The 19,345-nt window shown below is 46.4% G+C and carries 18 protein-coding genes; 10 read left to right on the top strand and 8 right to left on the bottom strand.

Going from position 1 to position 19,345, the window contains the following annotated elements:
- The first annotated feature begins 82 nt into the window (after positions 1 to 82).
- From DBK98_RS18500 to DBK98_RS18480, 5 genes are all read left to right on the top strand, one after another.
- Entirely contained in the window at positions 83 to 1,726 is a 1,644-nt protein-coding gene (locus tag DBK98_RS18500) for a diphosphate--fructose-6-phosphate 1-phosphotransferase (RefSeq protein WP_005780146.1), read from the top strand.
- A gap of 98 nt (positions 1,727 to 1,824) precedes the next feature.
- Complete coding sequence (locus DBK98_RS18495; protein WP_032535828.1) at positions 1,825 to 3,528, top strand: sialidase family protein; 1,704 nt, start codon at positions 1,825 to 1,827, stop codon at positions 3,526 to 3,528.
- 33 nt (positions 3,529 to 3,561) lie between these two features.
- Complete coding sequence (locus DBK98_RS18490) at positions 3,562 to 4,419, top strand: glycoside hydrolase family 25 protein (RefSeq protein ID WP_005820923.1); 858 nt, start codon at positions 3,562 to 3,564, stop codon at positions 4,417 to 4,419.
- A 48-nt stretch (positions 4,420 to 4,467) separates the two neighbouring features.
- Complete coding sequence (locus tag DBK98_RS18485; protein WP_032535796.1) at positions 4,468 to 5,793, top strand: TIGR01777 family oxidoreductase; 1,326 nt, start codon at positions 4,468 to 4,470, stop codon at positions 5,791 to 5,793.
- A 34-nt stretch (positions 5,794 to 5,827) separates the two neighbouring features.
- Entirely contained in the window at positions 5,828 to 6,091 is a 264-nt protein-coding gene (locus DBK98_RS18480) for a GNAT family N-acetyltransferase (protein WP_005780139.1), read from the top strand.
- 192 nt (positions 6,092 to 6,283) lie between these two features.
- Here the strand turns inward: DBK98_RS18480 and DBK98_RS18475 are convergent, their stop codons facing one another.
- On the bottom strand, positions 6,284 to 6,553 hold the full coding sequence (locus tag DBK98_RS18475) for a zinc ribbon domain-containing protein (protein ID WP_005780137.1): 270 nt from the start codon (positions 6,551 to 6,553) through the stop codon (positions 6,284 to 6,286).
- Positions 6,554 to 6,655: 102 nt separating this feature from the next.
- Here DBK98_RS18475 and DBK98_RS18470 point away from each other — a divergent pair, with 102 nt between their 5' ends.
- Complete coding sequence (locus DBK98_RS18470; RefSeq protein ID WP_032491447.1) at positions 6,656 to 7,513, top strand: IS5-like element ISBf6 family transposase; 858 nt, start codon at positions 6,656 to 6,658, stop codon at positions 7,511 to 7,513.
- Between the two features lie 40 nt (positions 7,514 to 7,553).
- On the opposite strand, the gene DBK98_RS18465 is transcribed toward DBK98_RS18470, so the two are convergent.
- From DBK98_RS18465 to DBK98_RS18445, 5 genes are all read right to left on the bottom strand, one after another.
- On the bottom strand, positions 7,554 to 8,294 hold the full coding sequence (locus tag DBK98_RS18465) for an SDR family oxidoreductase (RefSeq protein ID WP_032535797.1): 741 nt from the start codon (positions 8,292 to 8,294) through the stop codon (positions 7,554 to 7,556).
- Positions 8,295 to 8,308: 14 nt separating this feature from the next.
- Positions 8,309 to 8,800 carry an accessory gene regulator B family protein gene (locus DBK98_RS18460; RefSeq protein ID WP_005820917.1) on the bottom strand — a complete coding sequence of 164 codons (492 nt, stop codon included), beginning with the start codon at positions 8,798 to 8,800 and terminating at the stop codon, positions 8,309 to 8,311.
- Positions 8,801 to 9,191: 391 nt separating this feature from the next.
- Complete coding sequence (locus tag DBK98_RS18455; protein WP_005807324.1) at positions 9,192 to 9,329, bottom strand: hypothetical protein; 138 nt, start codon at positions 9,327 to 9,329, stop codon at positions 9,192 to 9,194.
- A 192-nt stretch (positions 9,330 to 9,521) separates the two neighbouring features.
- On the bottom strand, positions 9,522 to 10,652 hold the full coding sequence (locus tag DBK98_RS18450) for an ATP-binding protein (protein WP_005820915.1): 1,131 nt from the start codon (positions 10,650 to 10,652) through the stop codon (positions 9,522 to 9,524).
- An 81-nt stretch (positions 10,653 to 10,733) separates the two neighbouring features.
- Positions 10,734 to 11,030 carry a nitrous oxide-stimulated promoter family protein gene (locus tag DBK98_RS18445; RefSeq protein ID WP_005807320.1) on the bottom strand — a complete coding sequence of 99 codons (297 nt, stop codon included), beginning with the start codon at positions 11,028 to 11,030 and terminating at the stop codon, positions 10,734 to 10,736.
- An 84-nt stretch (positions 11,031 to 11,114) separates the two neighbouring features.
- On the opposite strand from DBK98_RS18445, the gene DBK98_RS18440 reads away from it, so the two are divergent.
- From DBK98_RS18440 to DBK98_RS18425, 4 genes are all read left to right on the top strand, one after another.
- Entirely contained in the window at positions 11,115 to 12,047 is a 933-nt protein-coding gene (locus DBK98_RS18440; protein WP_005807317.1) for a DMT family transporter, read from the top strand.
- A gap of 30 nt (positions 12,048 to 12,077) precedes the next feature.
- Positions 12,078 to 13,292, top strand: coding sequence for a hypothetical protein (locus DBK98_RS18435; RefSeq protein WP_005780125.1), 1,215 nt, complete (start codon positions 12,078 to 12,080; stop codon positions 13,290 to 13,292).
- A 138-nt stretch (positions 13,293 to 13,430) separates the two neighbouring features.
- Positions 13,431 to 13,991, top strand: a complete 561-nt coding sequence (locus DBK98_RS18430; RefSeq protein WP_005780122.1) for a hypothetical protein — start codon at positions 13,431 to 13,433, stop codon at positions 13,989 to 13,991.
- Positions 13,975 to 17,640, top strand: a complete 3,666-nt coding sequence (locus DBK98_RS18425) for an ATP-binding protein (RefSeq protein ID WP_005807315.1) — start codon at positions 13,975 to 13,977, stop codon at positions 17,638 to 17,640. Before DBK98_RS18430 ends, DBK98_RS18425 begins: the two co-directional genes overlap by 17 nt.
- 6 nt (positions 17,641 to 17,646) lie before the next feature.
- Here DBK98_RS18425 and DBK98_RS18420 read toward each other — a convergent pair whose 3' ends face one another.
- Entirely contained in the window at positions 17,647 to 18,120 is a 474-nt protein-coding gene (locus DBK98_RS18420) for a hypothetical protein (RefSeq protein WP_005807312.1), read from the bottom strand.
- Between the two features lie 279 nt (positions 18,121 to 18,399).
- The gene (gene rlmF / locus DBK98_RS18415; RefSeq protein ID WP_032535798.1) at positions 18,400 to 19,308 is read right to left on the bottom strand and encodes a 23S rRNA (adenine(1618)-N(6))-methyltransferase RlmF; all 909 of its coding nucleotides are present in this window, start codon (positions 19,306 to 19,308) and stop codon (positions 18,400 to 18,402) included.
- Positions 19,309 to 19,345 lie beyond the last annotated feature (37 nt).

Here is a 19,345-nt window from a genome sequence, read left to right as displayed (position 1 = left end):
TTTCATAATTCGGAAAAAAACACGAAATTTGCGACGCTTTTAAGTTCGAATTACTAACACCTTTAAATATAAGATAAAGAAAATGACTAAAAGTGCATTGCAAATTGCCAGGGCTGCTTACCAGCCCAAACTTCCGAAAGCGCTGAAAGGCTCAGTAAAAGCAGTTGAAGGCGCAGCTACACAATCTGTAGCCGACCAGGAAGCTATCCAGAAACTGTTCCCGAACACTTACGGAATGCCGTTGATTAAATTCGAAGAAGGTGAAGCTATCCAGCTTCCTGCCATGAATGTAGGTGTTATCCTTTCAGGAGGACAGGCTCCGGGCGGACATAACGTAATCTCTGGTCTGTTCGACGGTATCAAAACACTGAACAAAGACAATAAGCTGTACGGCTTTATCCTGGGTCCCGGCGGACTGGTTGACCATAACTATATGGAGCTGACTGCCGATATTATTGATGAATACCGCAACACCGGTGGTTTCGATATCATCGGCTCAGGACGTACCAAACTGGAAACTCCGGAACAATTCGAGAAGGGTCTGGAAATCATCAATAAGCTGGGTATCAAAGCACTGGTAATCATTGGTGGTGACGACTCCAATACAAATGCCTGTGTTCTGGCTGAATATTATGCTGCAAAGAATGCCGGTGTACAAGTGATCGGTTGCCCGAAAACTATTGACGGTGACTTGAAAAACGACATGATTGAAACTTCGTTCGGTTTTGATACTGCATGTAAAGTATACTCGGAAGTGATCGGTAACATCCAGCGCGACTGTAACTCAGCACGTAAATACTGGCACTTCATCAAACTGATGGGACGTTCGGCTTCTCACATCGCACTGGAATGTGCTTTACAGGTTCAGCCTAATGTATGTATCATTTCTGAAGAAGTAGAAGCAAAAGACATGTCATTGGATGATGTAGTGACTTACATTGCCAAGATCGTGGCTGACCGTGCTGCTCAGGGAAACAACTTCGGTACTGTGCTGATTCCTGAAGGTCTGGTTGAATTTATCCCGGCTATGAAACGTCTGATCGCTGAGTTGAACGATTTCCTGGCTGCTAACGCAGTTGAGTTCGCCAACATCAAACGTTCTCGTCAACGTGAATATATCATCAGCAAGCTGTCAAAAGAAAATGCTGACATCTATGCAAGCCTTCCCGAAGGTGTGGCACGTCAGCTTTCTCTGGACCGCGACCCGCACGGAAACGTACAGGTATCACTGATTGAAACAGAAAAATTGCTGTCTGAAATGGTTGGTACGAAACTGGCTCAGTGGAAAGAAGAAGGCAAATATGTAGGCAAGTTTGCTGCACAGCACCACTTCTTCGGTTATGAAGGACGTTGCGCTGCTCCGTCAAACTACGATGCCGACTATTGCTATTCACTGGGTTATACAGCTTCTATGCTGATTGCCAACGGTAAGACCGGTTACATGTCATCTGTACGCAACACAACTGCTCCTGCTGCCGAATGGATCGCAGGCGGTGTGCCTATCACGATGATGATGAACATGGAACGTCGTCACGGTGAAATGAAGCCGGTAATCCAGAAAGCATTGGTGAAACTGGATGGCAAACCGTTCCTGACATTTGCTGCCAAACGCGATCAGTGGGCGCTGACTACAGACTACGTTTATCCGGGTCCGATCCAGTACTTCGGTCCGACAGAAGTTTGCGACCAGCCGACTAAGACATTGCAGCTGGAACAGGCTAAGTAAGCTGTTCTCCGCATTACAATAACAGAAACCCATCGGGGCGGATTGATTCAATTCCCTTCGGTGGGTTTTTAGTTCATTTGAATATCCTTATTTATATGATGAAACGACTTTCTACTCTATGCCTGCTGGCGGCAGGTTTTTTCCTTTCGGGGCAGGCGCAGCAAGCCCGTCCGTTAGTGCTCGATTCGGTCTGTGCTCCCTTGAAAGTAGCTACTCCGCCTTCCGATGCTTATATCGGTCTGTCGCTTCTTGACAATGGTGAAGTAAGACATTACAACTATGGAGAACAGGCAGTGGCAGGAGCTGTTTATCTGTCGAGTACCGATCATGGTCTGACCTGGAAACGGGTAAACCGGGCTAAAGAGATGCCTTTTGCAGACCGTCAAAGCCCTGTGAGCAAAGAGTATATCCGTTTGGTAGATATGGGGGCGATGGGTGTTTATTGCATTCGTACTTCCGGTGGACTGGCAGGCGGACGTACCCTTACGAAAGTGGCCGATCGCAGTTCCATCATGATTAAACCACCCGTTTTTATCAGGAACGGCAAGCGTATTGTGGTGGCTGCCCATGGAGGCGTGACACCGAAAGGCTGTTATACTTACGTTTCCGATGATGACGGACTGACTTGGAAGTGCTCGAATACAGTCACTTCGCCCGACCATCGGGGAGGAGGCTTCCACAAAGGTATTCGTTGGAATCACGGTGCTGTGGAGCCTACTGTGGTTGAACTGAAAGACGGAACACTCTGGATGCTGATGCGTACTTCACAGGACCGCCATTACCAGGCTTTCTCGCAAGATGGTGGTCTGACATGGAGTGAATCGGAACCTTCGCCTTTTTACGGTACTATCACGATGCCCACCCTTGGCAGGTTGGCCGACGGTAGACTGTTACTTTTCTGGTGCAATACTACTCCTCTGCCTGAAAAAGAAGGGACGAATGGTGTCTGGGATGATGTTTTCACCAACCGCGACGTGACTCACGTAGCTGTGTCCGATGATGACGGCAAGACGTGGACAGGTTTTCGTGAACTTTATATGGACCCCATGCGCAATGACTCCGATTATGCTGTCAATGGCGGTGGAATCGACCGTGGTGTCCATCAGGCGCAGTTTGTAGAAGTAGCTCCGGGCAAGGTGCTGGCGTCCATCGGTCAACATCCCCTTCATCGTGCCATGATGATGTTCGACGTGAATTGGCTGTACGAGAAAAGCCGTTTTAATAATTTCAGCGATTCTCTTTCGCAATGGAGCACATTCAATTATATCGACGGCATTAAAGGTCATTGTGCCTATAACCGCATACAGGGGTGCCGGCTCGAATCCCATCCCGAGAAAGAGGGTTGTCAGGTGCTCCATTTGTCTTATCAGCCGGATGCCTCGCTGGTAGCAGATACACGTGGGGCAGTGTGGAACTTCCCGGCAATGAAGAAAGGGACGTTCACTGTCAGCCTGCGTATTCCAGAGGGAAGCCATTCGGTTTCATTGTTACTGAATGACCGCTGGATGAATCCTTCGGACACCGTGGCCCGCTATGAATCGATGTACGAACTTCCTCTGACCCGCAAGCAACTGGGAGTGAAAGATGACCGTTGGCATGAAGTTTCTTTGGAATGGGATTTGTCTCAGAAACGTCCGCAGGCACGTGTCCGGGTAGACGGACGGCTTCGGTCCCTGCGTCTTCCACTCAGAAACAAGTCGCAAAACGGAATTAGTTATGTTCACTTTATCGCTCCTCCAGCAGAGGCTAATCCGGGCATTTATCTGGAATGGGTCAGGGCGGAAGCTGATGGCACTATTTAGAAATGAATCCAACTCAAAATAAGAATACAATCAATGAAGTCTTCACGAACCACTTCTGTTTCTAATAAACCCGCTCCCCGTCGCCATACGTCGGTACGGAAGAGAAAAGCGAAAAAGAAAGCCTCCCGTATCATGCCTGTTTGGTTGCGCAATACCCTTGCGCTCGTTGTTGTCGGTCTGTTTTCTGTTGCTTTTTACTATTTCGTTATCCGTCCTTATTCCTATCGCTGGAAAGAATGCTACGGGCGGAAAGAGTATGGCGTTTGCATTCCTTGTGGTTACGAAGTGCATGGTATCGATATTTCCCATTATCAGGGAAACATCGACTGGGAGGAACTGAAACAGAACAAGGAGACTGATTTCCCGCTTCACTTTATTTTTATGAAGGCCACCGAAGGAGGCGACCATGGCGATGATACCTTCAAGCAAAACTTTGAACAGGCACGCCAGCATGGCTTTATCCGTGGGGCCTACCATTTCTTTACTCCCCGTACGGATGCCTTGAAGCAGGCTGACTTTTTTATCCGTACCGTAAAGCTCGATAGTGGCGATCTTCCCCCGGTGCTCGATGTGGAGCTGTCAGGCAAGAAATCTAAGAAGGAGTTGCAGCAGAGCATCAAGAAATGGCTCGACCGGGTGGAAGCGCATTATGGTGTGAAGCCTATCCTCTATACTTCATATAAATTCAAAACCCACTATCTGGACGATTCGCTTTTCAATGCCTATCCCTATTGGATTGCCCATTACTATGTCGACTCGGTGAAGTATCAGGGAAAATGGCATTTCTGGCAGCATACAGATATCGGAAGTGTGCCCGGTATTCACCATGATGTAGATTTGAATGTATTTAACGGTTCGCTCGAAGAGTTGCGTAAGATGACTATGAGGTGAACTTTACCCGCTTTGCCTGCGTTATATTCCTAAAAAAAGGAGATTCAGATGAATATAGCAATTAGCGGGGCCTCCGGTTTCATAGGCAAGCATCTTACAGAGTACCTTACGGAAAGGGGGCACCGGATAGTCCCTCTGGGGAGACCCATGTTTCGTGAAGGTACATCGGGACATTTAATTCAGGCCTTGTCGCATTGCGATGTAATCATCAATCTGGCAGGAGCACCCATCAGTAAACGCTGGACGCCGGAGTATAAGAAAGAGCTTTATGACAGCCGTATCAAGGTGACGCATCGCATCATCCGGGCCATGGATGCGGTAAAGACAAAGCCGCGGTTAATGATTTCCGCCTCTGCCGTAGGATATTATCCGGAAGATGGGACGTTTGACGAATATACCAATACCCGCGGCAGCGGTTTCCTGGCGGAACTTTGCTACGCCTGGGAGAAAGAGGCTCGCCGTTGTCCTTCACAGACAAGGCTGGCTATCACCCGTTTTGGCATAGTGCTCTCACCCGATGGCGGGGCAATGGAGCAGATGTTGCGTCCGCTTCGGATAGCACGGGTAGCCGGTGTGATTGCTCCGGGCACACAGCCTTTTCCCTGGATTGGAATCCAGGATCTTTGCCGTGCGATGGAGTTCATCATCAACCACGAAGTATTAAGCGGAGTGTTCAATCTGGTGGTTCCGCAACAGGTTTCACAATATGCGTTTACCCGGGCGATGGCAGCGCGCTATCATGCCTGGATGAAGGTGGTGATACCACGTTGGTTTTTTCGGATGCAATATGGTGAAGCGGCTTCCTTCTTAACGTCGGGGCAGAATGTGCGTCCCACACGCTTGCTCGAGGCAGGTTTCCGCTTTGATAAACCGACCATCGAAGCCTTTTTTGAGGGCACGGACCACAGTACGGTGGACGAACTGGATCTGCAACGTTATATGGGTACATGGTACGAGATAGCCCGTTTCGACCACCGCTTTGAGCGGGGACTGTCGGAGGTGACGGCAACTTACACATTGCTGCCCGACGGAACCGTTCGCGTAGAGAACCGGGGATGTAAGCATAAAAAGCCGTATGATGTCTGTAAAACAGCGGAAGGACGGGCAAAGGTTCCCGATTCGTCGCAACCGGGCAAACTGAAGGTATCCTTTTTTCTGTCCTTTTATTCAGACTATTATGTTTTGGAGTTGGATCAGGAGGAGTATAATTATGTACTGATCGGCAGCAGTTCGGACAAGTATCTGTGGATATTGAGCCGTACGCCCATTCTGCCGGAAGAGATAAAGAAGAAATTACTGGATGCTGCCATCCGCAGGGGGTATGATGTGGATAAGTTGATTTGGGTGGAGCAGAGGGAGAAGAATTTTAAATAATCTATATTAACCTAAACAAAAAGGAGATTGGAAAATGGAAGAATATGAAGTAACTCACCGCCCGGAGCGGAATCGTTTTGAACTGGAAAAGAATGGAATGACTGCTTTTGTGGAGTATGAAGTAGAAGATGGAACGCTGGACATTATGCATACCATCGTTCCTCCCCCTCTGGAAGGAAAGGGGATTGCGGCAGCTCTGGTAGAAGCAACCTACAAATATGCTGCCGGACAAGGTCTGAAACCGAAAGCGACATGTTCGTATGCTGTAGCCTGGCTGAAGCGGCATCCGGTGGAATAAACGGTACCTCTTCCGATACAGCAGGAGATGTGTCAAACGCCTTTTCACCAGAGGATTACACAGATTGCCACAGATTAGAATATTAATCATCGATGACTTAAAATTCACTCTGTGTTACTCTGTGCCCTCTGTGGTGAGTTTTGACACACTCTCCTTTGTTTATGCGTCACAGATGTCTGTTTGAGTTATGTTTCACTGTTTCCATCTCTTCAGCATCGGGAAGAATTGCTTCATGTTCATAATGGCCTCTTCCTTCGTCATTTTCACTTCCGAATCCTTGTTAAATTCGTCAACGAACTGTGCGCAATGGTTGATCATTTCGTCCATCGTGCAATCCACGGTGAAATGTCCGTCGGCATAACAATAGGTGCAGTATTCTTCGTTCTTGCTGCCATCTTTTTCTGTTCCCAATACTTCCGGGCTAAGCGGCATACCGCAGCTCTGGCAAAATTTCTGTTCCATTCTTTCTTTGTTTTTAATGAAGTGATTTAAACTTATTTCATTCTCTTAAAATCGTATCAAAATGTTAAAGCACAGCGTACAAATTGAATTGTTCCCTATATTATGGTGACCAAACTCATATATAGTGAAAGTCCAATGTACACTATGCTCGACAAAGATACGATAAAAAATGAAATATTGCCTCATCTTTCCAAGGCAAAACGTGGTTATGCCACTCAAAGTTGTCTCATAGAGGTGGTAAACGCCATCTTGTACAAGTTGAAGACCGGTTGTCAATGGGCGTTCCTTCCTGTGGAAGCCCTGTTTAGCGGCAAGGTACTGAGCTATGGTGCCGTGTATCATCATTACAACAAATGGAGCAAGTCGGGCGAGTGGAAATCCATGTGGGTCAGGTTGCTTGACAAACACCGCCATAAGTTGGACATGTCCAGCGTGGATTTGGACGGGAGCCACACGGCTGCACTCCGTGGCGGTGAAGAAGTCGGATACCAGGGACGGAAGAAACGGAAGACGACCAACGCACTCTACCTGACAGACAGGCAAGGACTTCCGATTGCCATGTCTTCTCCGAAATCTGGCGAACACCATGACGTACATGACATAGAAAAGGTCATCGGTGACATGTTCAACGACCTTGAGAAATCCCATATCCGGGTTGATGGTCTTTTCCTCAATGCCGATGCCGGATTCGATTGTGATGTCTTACGTGGTTTCCTGGGTGAAAAAGAGATCATCGCAAACATCTGCATCAATAAACGGAGAGAAAATGCCGATGACATCTTTGTTGATGATGAACTATATGCTGAAAGGTATTCCATCGAACGAACCAACGCTTGGATGGACAGTTTCAGGACGCTACTGAACCGGTTCGATACAACTGTTTCAAGTTGGATGTCTTGGAATTACTTGGCATTTGCAGTCTTGTTATTGAAGAAAATTTCACGAAAACAAAAAGTTTAAATCACTTCAATGAATTATTCAATAGGGATATATATTCTTGTCACATAGTCTTTCCTGTCCGTATCGGCAGCCGTTTCCATATCCAGCGCGGAATCATCCGCCAGAAAAAGACAATGACAGCATAGCGCCAGTCGATCACTGCCACTCGTTTCCGGTGGTGCAATGCCCGTACAATCTGCCGGGCTACCTTTTCCGGTTGCATCAATAGCGGATAGCGTTTTCCGTCGTTCAGCAGGTCGGTAGACACAAAGCCCGGGCGGATGTCCGTAAAACAGATGTTCAGTTTTTGCATACATGCCAACTGTTCCAGTGCGTCGATATAGGTGTTCTGAAAACGCTTTGTGGCAGAGTAGGCAGGTGCCACTCCCAATCCCTTTGTCCCCGCAACGGAACTGATCACAGCCAGTTGTCCGCTGCCGTGCTCACGGAAGTAATTGAAAGCAGTGTCCACCATACGGGTGAACCCTTCCACATTGGTACGGGTAGTTTCCAGTTCGATGTCCGGATTCAGCCCTATGTTCTGATAACCGATGCCGGAGCTCAGCAGAAACAGATCCATACCTCCGACTCGCCTGATCAGGTTACTCAATTTGGGGGCTGCATCCGGTTGGGTGACGTCCAGTGCGGCGACTTCTACGCGGTCCGGTGCGCTGCTCTGCAAAGCTTCGAGTGACGGAAGCCGGCGCCCTGCAATACCGAGGTGCCAGCCCTGTAGGAGAAGTTGTTTGGCTACTTCACGTCCAATGCCTGAAGTAGCTCCTATGATAACGGCTCGTTTCATATTTGAATTTACTTTTATGGTGTTCTGTTTCTTTGAGAAGAACGTTTTTTCCGTCCGGTGTGTTTATCCGTCCGGCGCTCTTTTGTGTACCATCGGGTCAGTTGTCCGGTAAGGATCCATCCTGCGAGTAGGAACACTGCCAGCATTGCGGGAGTCACCCAGATATGTTTTTCAATCAGGGCTTCGAACCATTCAGTGTTCCGTATCGGTATGAACCACAGGGCTGTCAGCCCGATGGACGAGAATATTCGTATGAGTATCCGTCTGTCTTTTCTTCTTTCTTTCTCCGAAAATCCGGTTTCCGGGTTGAAGCTGTCGGGTGCCGGCACCTTGACGATGAGTGTAGTCAGCAGTACGATTACGCAGCCCGATGCCAGCATTATCTTCTCCAATGGTTTGCTGCCTTTTGCCGCGAACTTCACAAAAAGAAAGATCAGGGCAGCAATAACAATGCCTGTAATCCAGCAGGCGGTTTGGTCGGCGGCGGAGGATGCTGTGTATATCATTTCCTTACGAAAAGGTGAAATATAACTGGGTTTGCAGCAACAAAGATAATTAAATCTTTCTAAAATGCGACCTTCCGTTTTAAAATGCTGTTTTTATAAGGTTGGCAGAATAAAGGAGGGGAAATTGTAGCGGCGATAAAATGTCATTTTGTATATTCTATCACTCTCAGGCAGTCTTGGTTTCATGCCCGGAGGATGTGGCGACTGAAAAAACGCTTGTAGGAGGATTAAGGTAAAGCAATATGATGGAGAATTTGGGGTATTGTTGGAAAATTGTGTGATATATGTTTTTATGATCTTAGTAAATGATCTTTTTTGTGTGTGATTACTTTCTTTTAGTAGATTTGATTCGTGCGGCACGGTGGCTCTGATAGTTCGTAAACAGCCCATCTTACTCTTCTTTTTTACCCGTGCGGCGTTGCTCGTAGAGGAACGCACCGTCTCTTTGAAGCCAATGCACCGTCCGTTTGGGACTAACGCACCCTTTCTTTGCTGTCAACAAAGGCTCTGATAGAGTGGGGGACTGCATATATCTGCTTTTTATTGCATTTTTATGAGAGAATAAAGGCTTGTCCTTGCATGTTTTTTCATTATCTGTTGCTCCATCTCTCTATTTGTCTCTTTTTGTAAATGGAGGCTGTCGGCAGATAAGGGGTTTTACTGTCTTTTTGAAAGAAATCTATTGGAAATTCTTTCTTGGAGTGTTTGGCTTTTGAAGGACTTAATAGTTCTCTTTTAGCCAGATACCTAAAAATTGATCGTATATCTGGTATATTCCCAACTCCTGAGTGATGAAATCTTTTTCGAGCAGACCTTTCAGAGCCGATTGTACGGAGCTGGAAGAGGATAGCTTGTACTTCTTGATAAAAGCTGCCGAAGTAATGGCCTTCGCTTTTCCCTCTTTTGTGATGGCGATTAGTAACTCTTTCTGTTTTTCCGGTATGCGGAACAGTATTTCGGAATAGGTGAACTTGAACGAGTCGATGATTTGGCGGATGGCCTCCTCCACCATCTTCACTTCACAGGTTCCCTGTGCGGGAGTCATGTCGTAAAGTGTGTGGAGCACTTTCTGCATGTACCAGGTGATGCCGTCAAATCGTCGGTAGATGGTTTCAACCGTTTCATCGGTGATGCTTTTTCCTGCTTGGGCGAAGTGCAGTTGCGCGAAAGCAGTGTATTTTGCCAAAGGAATACTTTCAAGATGCATCATGGAAACACTCTGATAGAATGGGCGCGAGGGGGTGAGGAACATATTTCCCATGATGTGGCGCTGGCTTCCGGCAAAGATAAAATGGGCATTGCTGCAATGCTGGACATAGGTGCGCAAGGTTGCTTCTACATTATCCTCCGCATATCCGGCTATCTGCTGAAACTCGTCGATGGCTACCAGGCAGGGCTTATCGGCATGGTTCAGGTAATGGAAAATTTCGTCCAGCGTTGTTGCCGGAGCTTGTATGTCTCCCAGTCCCAGACTCAGTGAAGGAGTGCCGTTGATGTCGAAAGATACGCTCGTATGCAATGATTTGACGCTTTTCCAGAAGAGTTGCAAAGCTTTCTTGCCGGAAGGTTTTAATTCTTCCAGAATCTCTTTGCTCAGTGCGAATACAAAGTCACGAAGTGATTTGGTGGCATATATATCTATAAAAAAGGTATAGTAGTCCTTCCGGATTTTCCTTTCGCGGAAGCAATGCTGAATCAATCCGGTTTTCCCCATTCTCCGGGTAGAGATCAGGGCGAGATTGTTTCCGTTGCTTACTTCCCGGATCAGGGTTTCGCTCTCTTTCTCCCGGTCACAGAAATAATCGGAAGATACATATCCACTGGTTATAAAGGGGTTTCTGATGATAGTCATGGTTCGTTACTTTAATAAGCAAAGATAATTATTATAAAGTAATAATGCAATTATAATAATAATATTCTTCTCTGTGCCTGCTTATCCAAACAGATGCCCGATTGCTTCCCAAGGTGCATAAATCAGCATTCGGGGACCGGAGAAACGCATTACTTGTTTCATCCGTTCTCGCATGGCAGGTTTGTAGCAGTGTACGCTGCATTGCTTGCATGCTTTCTTTTTCTCCCCAAAAGGGCAGCGGTCCAGCCGGGCATGCGCATAGCGAAGCAACTCTTCGCATTGGGGGCAAAGCGTGACATTCTTTTCTTTTTTACGGCAGTAAAGACGGATCATCAGCTCTACCACTCTCTTTTCCTGATCAATACGGTTTTTGCTCAATTTTAATCTCTGTTAGAATTGACGCAAAAGTAACCAACATCTCCAAAAAACTGTATCTTTGCACCCCGAAAATTGAATATAATAATGAATATTAATAGTAAGGCTAAAGGATTTGTTTGCGGAGCTGTGGCTGCTGCTACTTACGGCATGAATCCGTTGTTTACACTGCCGCTCTATAAAGAAGGGATGTCGGTGGACTCTGTATTGTTCTATCGTTACGGGTTTGCCGTACTTATTTTGGGGATTCTGATGAAAGTGCAGGGACAGTCGTTTGCCCTGAAAAGGAACGAGATATTGCCTCTGGTTGCAGGCGGACTGCTTTTTTCTGCCTCTTCACTGCTGTTGTTTCTGAGCTATAAGCACATGGATGCAGGCATTGCTTCCACCATCTTATTTGTCTATCCGGTGATGGTGGCGCTTATCATGTTCCTGTTTTTCCACGAGAAAGTGTCGTTGCTGACCGTCTTTTGCATTCTGCTCGCCCTTTCCGGCATCGGACTGCTTTACAAAGGGGAGGGAGGCGAAACGCTGAGTCTGGTCGGCATGTTGCTCGTTATCCTTTCCTCACTGTCTTACGCTGTCTATATAGTCGGTGTCAACCATTCCACGCTGAAGTTGATGTCTACGGCCAAGCTGACTTTTTACGCGCTGTTGTTCGGTCTTTCCATTTATATAGTCCGCCTGAATTTCTGCGCGGATCTTCAGGCTGTTCCTTCGTTTCCTGCCTGGGGCAATATTCTTGCCATGGCTTTCTTGCCTACCGTCATATCATTGGTATGTACGGCTGTTTCCATTCATAGCATCGGCTCTACGCCTACTGCCATTCTGGGAGCATTGGAGCCGGTGACGGCACTTTTCTTCGGGGTGATGATTTTTGGCGAACGGCTGACTCCCAGATTAATGCTTGGCATTCTGATGATTCTGGTAGCGGTCATGTTTATTGTAGTGGGTAAGCCATTGATGACTTTTATCAAGGAAGAGTTAGCCCGGGGAATGAAGAAAAAACTGATAAGATAAGGAATCCTGAAAAGCTTATAGCCGTTATACATGACTACATTTCACTCTATCGACGAGTTGCTGAAGATGATGAGCCGAGAACAGCTCCTGCTGAAACAGATGTTCAGCAAGCGGAAACAGCAATCCTTCCGGCGGGAATACGCACTGGAACTGACAGAATATAAACTACAACGTATACAGAGCCTGATCGATCACGGAGTGCTTCGTGAGAATGGTTCGTTTCTTGAGATGGAGGATATTTATCTGCATTTCTTCGAGCAGGTACTCGAAGTGAATGAAGAGATCAACACTTCGTTTGTCAACGAGCATATCAGTTATCTCAAAGATACTATCTCCTATTATCAGCAAGAAAACCACGAGAAACGGAAAACGACCTATCTGCGTACCATCAAGCGGATATTACGTAATATCGCCCTGACTACCTTGCGCAATGTGATCGACCTGAAGCGTAACATCGACAGCACTTTCAAGAATGAGCCGAACTATCAGATCAAGAAGAAAAAACTGGTTCGCCTGGACGAGAAACGGCGGGATATCGAGGCATTGATAAAAGTGAGCGAGGAGCTTCTTGCCAATGAAGAAGACCGCTTCTTCCGGCGGATACCGGACGAGGAACTGGGGCTTGTGGTGGCAAACGTACGGATACAGCTCAATGAATGTTTCCACAACCTGATCGAGATACAAAAGCAGATTATCAGCTATCTGAACAAAATAGAGTATCAGAACAAGATCCGGGTTAAGATCCGGCAGCTGAAATACCTGAAAGATCAGTTCGAACTGGAGGAACGAACCAATATCTGCGAGGTGTTGATGCAGAAAGACAGTGTCTGGTTCGAACCTGCACCGGCTTATCCGTTACGTCTCTCCGTAGAATATCTTCGTAATGATGATGAAGTGTTGGAGAGCATCCGTAAAGTGATAACCATGATCGGCAAGCGTGCCATCCTGACCCGGAATGTGGCCGGCAGCATTGCCGAAGACTCTCTTGAGACCCATATATCGGAAGAGGCTTATATCAATCTGGAGGAAGTGAAGAAGCGGTTTATGCAGGCTGAAGAAGATTTGTTTTCGTTTGTGGCTGCCTATCCTTTCGCACAAGAGGTTTCTTTTGATGAGCGGATAACGTTCTACTGCCAGATTGTATCCCAGTTTTACGAAGAACTCCGTATCACCGGTGATTATGGCAGAATGGGTGGGGTGGAATATGCACTGATTTATTCGGAAAGGACAGGCGAAATAGTTTAGAAACGAATACGATTCACCACCGAGGACACAGAGGACACAGAGAATATCTTTCTCTTAAACATCCTGATAAACAAAAGATTAAAACTCTGTGTCCTCTGTGTCCTCGGTGGTGAACCCGAACTCAAAGCCATTATAGTAATGATTAAACAAACTGCTGAAATATTTGAAATACTGAGTAAAGGAGGATTCATCTCTTCCGACAGTACCAATCCCAATATCCGCCAACTCTATACGGTGATCGAAGATAATCAGTCGGAGTTGTACGATTTCTTTGCCGCCATCAACTTTATCCTTGAGAGCGGGAATGAATATTATTATTTCTCCCGTCGGGAAAATAAAGTCGATCTGGAGCGTAAGTTAGAGATTGCCACCCGCTGGATTGATGTGCTTGATTTCATTAAAACCTACGATGCGGCTTTTTCATCCGGATTCCGTTTCCAGCCGGCCGATATGGTCGTAAAAGTAGGTACCGACCTGGAACTGAAAGAGAAACTCGCCGGATTGAAGAAACTTGTCGGACGGGAGAAGCACGAAGAGATGATTGATAAAATAGTGAATGACCTGAAACGTGACGGCTTCATTGAACTGGAGAACGAGATCACTTCCACCTATAAAGTAGTAGCGGCTTTCGGCTATCTGGAAGAGTTGGTCGCTTGTATTAACATATCAGAAGAAATACAGAATGAGATACCTGAATAAAATTGTTTTCATCAATAGTGCCCGTATACAATATGCCGAAATACAGATAGACGGCAATGTCCACTTTATCGGTACACAGGGGGTGGGGAAGAGTACGGCGTTACGTGCGCTGCTTTTCTTTTACAATGCCGACAAGACGAAGTTGGGCATATCAAAAGAGAAAAAGAGCTTTGACGAATATTACTTTCCGTACCTCAATTCATATATTATTTATGAAGTGACCGTAGACGATGCATCGTATTGTGTGTTGGCTTTTCGCTCCCAGGGGAGAGTTTGTTTCCGTTTTCTGGGAACGGGTTACAAAAAAGAATATTTTATTTCTCCCGAAGGAAAGGCTTACGAAGAGTGGGATCAGATACGCGATGCCCTTGGCAGCTTTGTCTATAAGAGCCGTCGCGTAGAGACGTATGAGGAGTATCGTGACATCATTTTCGGCAACAACCGGGGGCTTCCTCCGGAGTTACGGAAGTTTGCCATTACTGAGAGCCGTCAGTACCAGAATATACCGCGTACCATTCAGAATGTTTTCCTGAATTCAAAGCTCGATGCTGAGTTTATCAAGCAAACCATCATCATGTCACTGAACGAAGAAGATGTGCGTATCGATCTGGGGCAATATGCCCATCATCTGCGACGGTTCGATGAAGAGGTGACCGATATCAGCAAGTGGTTCAGGAAGAACAAGAACGGCGAGGTTACTGTTCGCCGGCAGGCTGACCGGGTAATTGAGCTTTATAGGGAAATGCATTATCTGGAGCAACAGGCGCGTACGCTGGCCGGGGAACTGAATTATACTTTCCGGATGGCACAGGAACTGCTCCCTTCACTGCAACAGAAGAAAGAGGAACTGTTGAAAGAGTTGGCAAAAGAGAAACACCAGCTTGAGGAACTTTCCGGGAAATTCCAGAGTGAGCGCGATCGTTTGCTGGGGCTTGTCAGGGTACAAAACGAGAACTTGAAAACTGCGCGTGAACGAAAGGAACGGTATGAGTCGCAGGATATTTATAATGTGTGCGACCGGGTGAATGCGGAGCCCGAAGCCATACTCCACAAACAGATGTTGGAGGAGCAGCTGACCATGTTGACTGCCCGCTTTGACGACATCAACAGCCAGTATAAGCTACTGAAGGAACAGGCTTCCAGTGCCTTTGAACGTTTCCGTAACGGTAAAAATGCTGAGTTGAATACGCTCCATTTACGTGCTATCGAACGTAAGGAGGCTGTACGAAAGGAGTACGATAAAATATTGAAAGAGGTGCGTGAGCATGAGGTAGGGAAGTTGACCCTCCTGCGAGAGCAGACAGAAAAGAAAAAAGAGGGCATCTATCAGTTGAAGATGGAACGGGAGAAGTGCCTGCACCGGACTTTCCATGAAGAAGAGTTACAGGCCTGCCGGACGGAACGCGTTGCATTGGAAAAGGAGAATCACGAATACCGGTTGAAGCTGAAAGAGGCAGAACAACAAATGGGGCTGGTACGTCGGCAATGGGAACTGGATCAGGCTGCCTGTGAGCAACAGTCGGGCGTTCGTCAGAAGGAAATAGAGCAGCAGATTGCGGTTGGTAGAGAAAAAGTGGCGGAGATAGACCGGTTACTTGATAACTGTCAGGGATCACTCTATGAATGGTTGAGCCGAAATAGTCCGGGATGGGAGAATACCATTGGTAAGGTGGTAGACGAAAAACTTGTTTTATTCAGTAAGGAACTCAATCCCCAATCTGTTCCGGATACCGGACAAGACTCTTTCTATGGCATCAAACTCGATCTTTCGGCTATCCGGAAAGAAGTGAAGAGTGTGCAGGAGTATGCCGTAGAGCAGGAAGCAATCCGTAAGGAGATACATGAATGGCAGCAGAATCTTGAGAAGTCGATAGAGGAAAAAGAGAAAGAGCTGGCTGTCATCCGGAAGAAACACCAGACTGTCCTTAATACTTATAAGGAAGAGATGGCTCAGTCCGCTTACTGTATGGAACAGAATGACAAGCGTATTCAGGTTCTGAAAGCAGATGAAATCATGTTGGAGCAGAAGGCAGGCGAGGAGAAACGTATATTGCTGGAACAGTTGGAAAAACAGTTGGCTGAGGCTACACACAGTTTGCAGGAGTCAGCGGCGGAACTGGAACAGTTCAATCACTTACTTGAAACCCGAATCCGCCAGAAAGAGAAGGAACGTAACCAGAGAATGCAGGAAGAAGACACTCTGATCCGTAACAAACAGGAGGAGATTCATCAGTCCATTGCTTCTGAAAAGAAGAAAACCGATGAACTGCTGGAGACAATGGATAAGGACCTGTTGCATGAACTTTCCGGAAAAGGGGTGGATACGGAACGTATCACTGCCCTGCGTAATGAAGTGGCCCGCACGGAACAGGAGTTGGCGTTTATCGAGCAGCACCGCCGTCTGGTTTACGATTACGAAAAGGATAAGCGGGAGTTCTTCGACCGTATGGACGAATTCAGAAATGGAAAGCAGTTGGCCGAGAAAGAACTGGACGGTGAGAAAGAGAAGTTCCGCTTGAAGGAAGAAGAACTGAATCAGAAAGTAACGGGACTGAACAAGCAATTAGTTGAGACAAATACCCGCCTGAAGCATTTGGAAGAGGATATCCGGGAGACTGAGAACTTCAAAACACTCAATATTTGTCCGCCTGTACTGCAAACGGGAGTGGAAGCAGAGAGTGTGAAGCGTTGCAAAAAAGTGATAGAGGAGCTGACACAGAATCATTATCGGCAGATTGAACAAGAAAAGGACTTCCGGGAAGCGGTCGGTCGCTTTACGGGTAACTTCTCCGAACAGAATACGTTCAACTTCCGTACACGTCTTACAAAGCGCGATGAGTTTATGACCTTTGCTGCCGATCTCAAAGAGTTCATTGATAATGATAAGATCATTGACTTTGAACGTCGTTCGAATGAAGCATATACCGACTTGATTCACCGGATCGGGAAAGAGACGGCGGATATGCTTTCAAAAGAAGGGTTGATTCGCAAAACTATCAACGACATCAACAGTGACTTTGTGGAACGCAATTTCGCCGGGGTCATCAAAAGCATTGCCTTACAGATTGTGCCCAGTGGCAATCGTATCATGCAACATTTTGTTACTATCAAAGAGTTTTGCGACCGGAATCAACCGGGTGCTCTGGGCATGTTCAGCCTGTTTGGTCAGGAGGAGCTTGTGGAACAGAATCGGCAGGCGGTAAGTTTATTGCAGTCGCTGGTGAAAGAACTGGCACTGAACAAGGAAAAGGAACTGACGCTTTCTGATACTTTCGAACTTCAGTTTCGCATTGTGGAGAACGATAATGACAGCGGATGGGTGGAGAAACTGGCAAATGTAGGTTCCGATGGAACGGATATTCTGGTGAAGGCCATGATTAACATCATGTTGCTGAATGTGTTCAAGGAAAAGGCATCGCATCAGTTCAACGACTTCAAGCTGCACTGCATGATGGACGAGATCGGAAAACTGCATCCCAATAATATTAAAGGTATTTTGGACTTTGCCAATAACCGGAATATTATCCTGGTGAATAGTTCGCCTACTTCTTACCGGGCAAGCGATTACAAATATACTTATATCCTGAATAAAGACAAGCGAAATATTACAAGCGTGACACGGCTGATAAAGCAAGAGGTGAGGGAGTAATTTCCCTCACTCACATCTGCAAAAGTCGTTGGCTCCGCAAGTACATCGCGGGAGCAACTGCTCCTTCAGTTCGTCACGATACAGTTCGTATATTTTCTTGCAGATCTCTTCTTTCAGGCGGAGCAAGCCTTCCCATAGGTCCGTTCCGTCTGCCGATATGGTAGGGAACAGTTCATCGAAAGGAAGATAATACCAGTGTTTTACCTCTTTGGAGAAGTGGTTACGGATTTCATCGGTTGTCTCGGAAAGGACGATGATAGTATCCCAACTTTTGTTGGTATATTCGTAGATGGAATGGGGAGGTCGTGTGTCAGGTTCGATACCTGTCTCTTTTATTAATTTCAGGACAAGCGGATGAACCTCTGCTGCGGGTGCTGTTCCTGCAGAATATATTTTCATACCTTTTTCAAACGAGGAAAGAAGAGCCTGTGCGATCCGGCTGCGGCAACTGTCAGCATTGCTGAGGATTAATATGTTCATAATAATGTATAGTTTTCCTATTAACAGTGTTAACTCGGAATGAATGATTCTGATTGTTTGCAAACAAAGGACTTCTTTTGCACAGTTAAAGGACAAGTCTTTTGTTTGTAGAAAACAAGTTTTAATACAGTGTTAAAACACGCTTTCCGGAATTTGTTTGTTTGAGTTGATAAACTGTTTAACCTCAATGATATCTCTGCATTGCGGATGATCTTTTATTAAGGCCGCCTCCTTGAAAGATTTGAGTAGATACTTGCTAATTTAGTAACTATATCTTTCTCAGAATCTCCATGCCAAAATCCGGCTGGTTTTACTACCTTGGTGCATCTCGATAATCTTATGTTCAGATATACCGACTGATTTGAGTTTGGCGGTCAGTTTACCCAGGTTCTTTTCTTTCGATACCAGACTGGTGAACCATCCGCAATTCTTTCGGTAGTTCCGGCTCTCTTCGATCATGGTCAGCAGAAAACGAAGTTCTCCACCTTCGCACCAGAGTTCGTTGGCATTGCCTCCGAAGTTGAGCCGGGCTTTGGTTATTTTTCTCCCCTTTAGGCTACTGAGTTTACGCAGCGTCCCGTTTTCAGCTTCTTCTCTGGAACTGTGGAAAGGAGGATTACAGATGGTTACATCGAAGTATTCATCCGGAGCAATGATCCCTTCAAATATCTTTTGGCTATCCCGTTGCAGCCGGAGTTCTATTTTATGGGCCAGTGCCGGATTGCAAGTTACAATCTTTCGTGCATTATCAATGGAGATAGGATCAATATCGGAACCGACGAAAGTCCATCCATATTCTGTTTGTCCGATAATGGGGTAGATACAGTTGGCACCTACACCGATATCAAGACACCTGCATGGGTGAGTGGCTTTTGTAGCCGCTTCTGTCTGTATCGGGTTTTCGGGTTGAATCAAATCCGCTATGTAATGGATATAGTCTGCTCTTCCCGGAATGGGCGGACACAGGTAATTCTTAGGAATATCCCAGTATCGTATGCCGTAACAGCTTATCAACAAGGCTTTGTTGAGTGCCTTCACCGCCTGCGGATTAAAGAAATCGATACTTGTCGTCCCGTATGCGTTCGGTGCAACGAACTTCTTCAACGGGGGATACTCTTCCATCAGTCTTGAAAAATCGTACTGTCCGTTATGCTTGTTCCTTTTATGTAATTCGTTTCTCTCTGTCATGCGGGCAAAGATACAGAGAATCTTTCGGCCGACAAAT

Source organism: Bacteroides sp. PHL 2737 (genome assembly GCF_004115325.2).
GTDB lineage: Bacteria > Bacteroidota > Bacteroidia > Bacteroidales > Bacteroidaceae > Bacteroides > Bacteroides hominis.
The sequence above is the reverse complement of the archived record's forward strand: the minus strand, read 5'-3'. Positions and strand labels throughout refer to the sequence as shown.

Excerpts from the sequence above, each read along its gene's own strand:
- DBK98_RS18500 (WP_005780146.1), top strand. The coding sequence starts at position 83 with ATGACTAAAAGTGCATTGCAAATTGCCAGGGCTGCTTACCAGCCCAAA.
- DBK98_RS18495 (WP_032535828.1), top strand. The coding sequence starts at position 1,825 with ATGAAACGACTTTCTACTCTATGCCTGCTGGCGGCAGGTTTTTTCCTT.
- DBK98_RS18490 (WP_005820923.1), top strand. The coding sequence starts at position 3,562 with ATGAAGTCTTCACGAACCACTTCTGTTTCTAATAAACCCGCTCCCCGT.
- DBK98_RS18485 (WP_032535796.1), top strand. The coding sequence starts at position 4,468 with ATGAATATAGCAATTAGCGGGGCCTCCGGTTTCATAGGCAAGCATCTT.
- DBK98_RS18480 (WP_005780139.1), top strand. The coding sequence starts at position 5,828 with ATGGAAGAATATGAAGTAACTCACCGCCCGGAGCGGAATCGTTTTGAA.
- DBK98_RS18475 (WP_005780137.1), bottom strand. The coding sequence starts at position 6,553 with ATGGAACAGAAATTTTGCCAGAGCTGCGGTATGCCGCTTAGCCCGGAA.
- DBK98_RS18470 (WP_032491447.1), top strand. The coding sequence starts at position 6,656 with ATGGTGACCAAACTCATATATAGTGAAAGTCCAATGTACACTATGCTC.
- DBK98_RS18465 (WP_032535797.1), bottom strand. The coding sequence starts at position 8,294 with ATGAAACGAGCCGTTATCATAGGAGCTACTTCAGGCATTGGACGTGAA.
- DBK98_RS18460 (WP_005820917.1), bottom strand. The coding sequence starts at position 8,800 with ATGATATACACAGCATCCTCCGCCGCCGACCAAACCGCCTGCTGGATT.
- DBK98_RS18455 (WP_005807324.1), bottom strand. The coding sequence starts at position 9,329 with ATGCAGTCCCCCACTCTATCAGAGCCTTTGTTGACAGCAAAGAAAGGG.
- DBK98_RS18450 (WP_005820915.1), bottom strand. The coding sequence starts at position 10,652 with ATGACTATCATCAGAAACCCCTTTATAACCAGTGGATATGTATCTTCC.
- DBK98_RS18440 (WP_005807317.1), top strand. The coding sequence starts at position 11,115 with ATGAATATTAATAGTAAGGCTAAAGGATTTGTTTGCGGAGCTGTGGCT.
- DBK98_RS18435 (WP_005780125.1), top strand. The coding sequence starts at position 12,078 with ATGACTACATTTCACTCTATCGACGAGTTGCTGAAGATGATGAGCCGA.
- DBK98_RS18430 (WP_005780122.1), top strand. The coding sequence starts at position 13,431 with ATGATTAAACAAACTGCTGAAATATTTGAAATACTGAGTAAAGGAGGA.
- DBK98_RS18425 (WP_005807315.1), top strand. The coding sequence starts at position 13,975 with ATGAGATACCTGAATAAAATTGTTTTCATCAATAGTGCCCGTATACAA.
- DBK98_RS18420 (WP_005807312.1), bottom strand. The coding sequence starts at position 18,120 with ATGAACATATTAATCCTCAGCAATGCTGACAGTTGCCGCAGCCGGATC.
- rlmF (WP_032535798.1), bottom strand. The coding sequence starts at position 19,308 with ATGACAGAGAGAAACGAATTACATAAAAGGAACAAGCATAACGGACAG.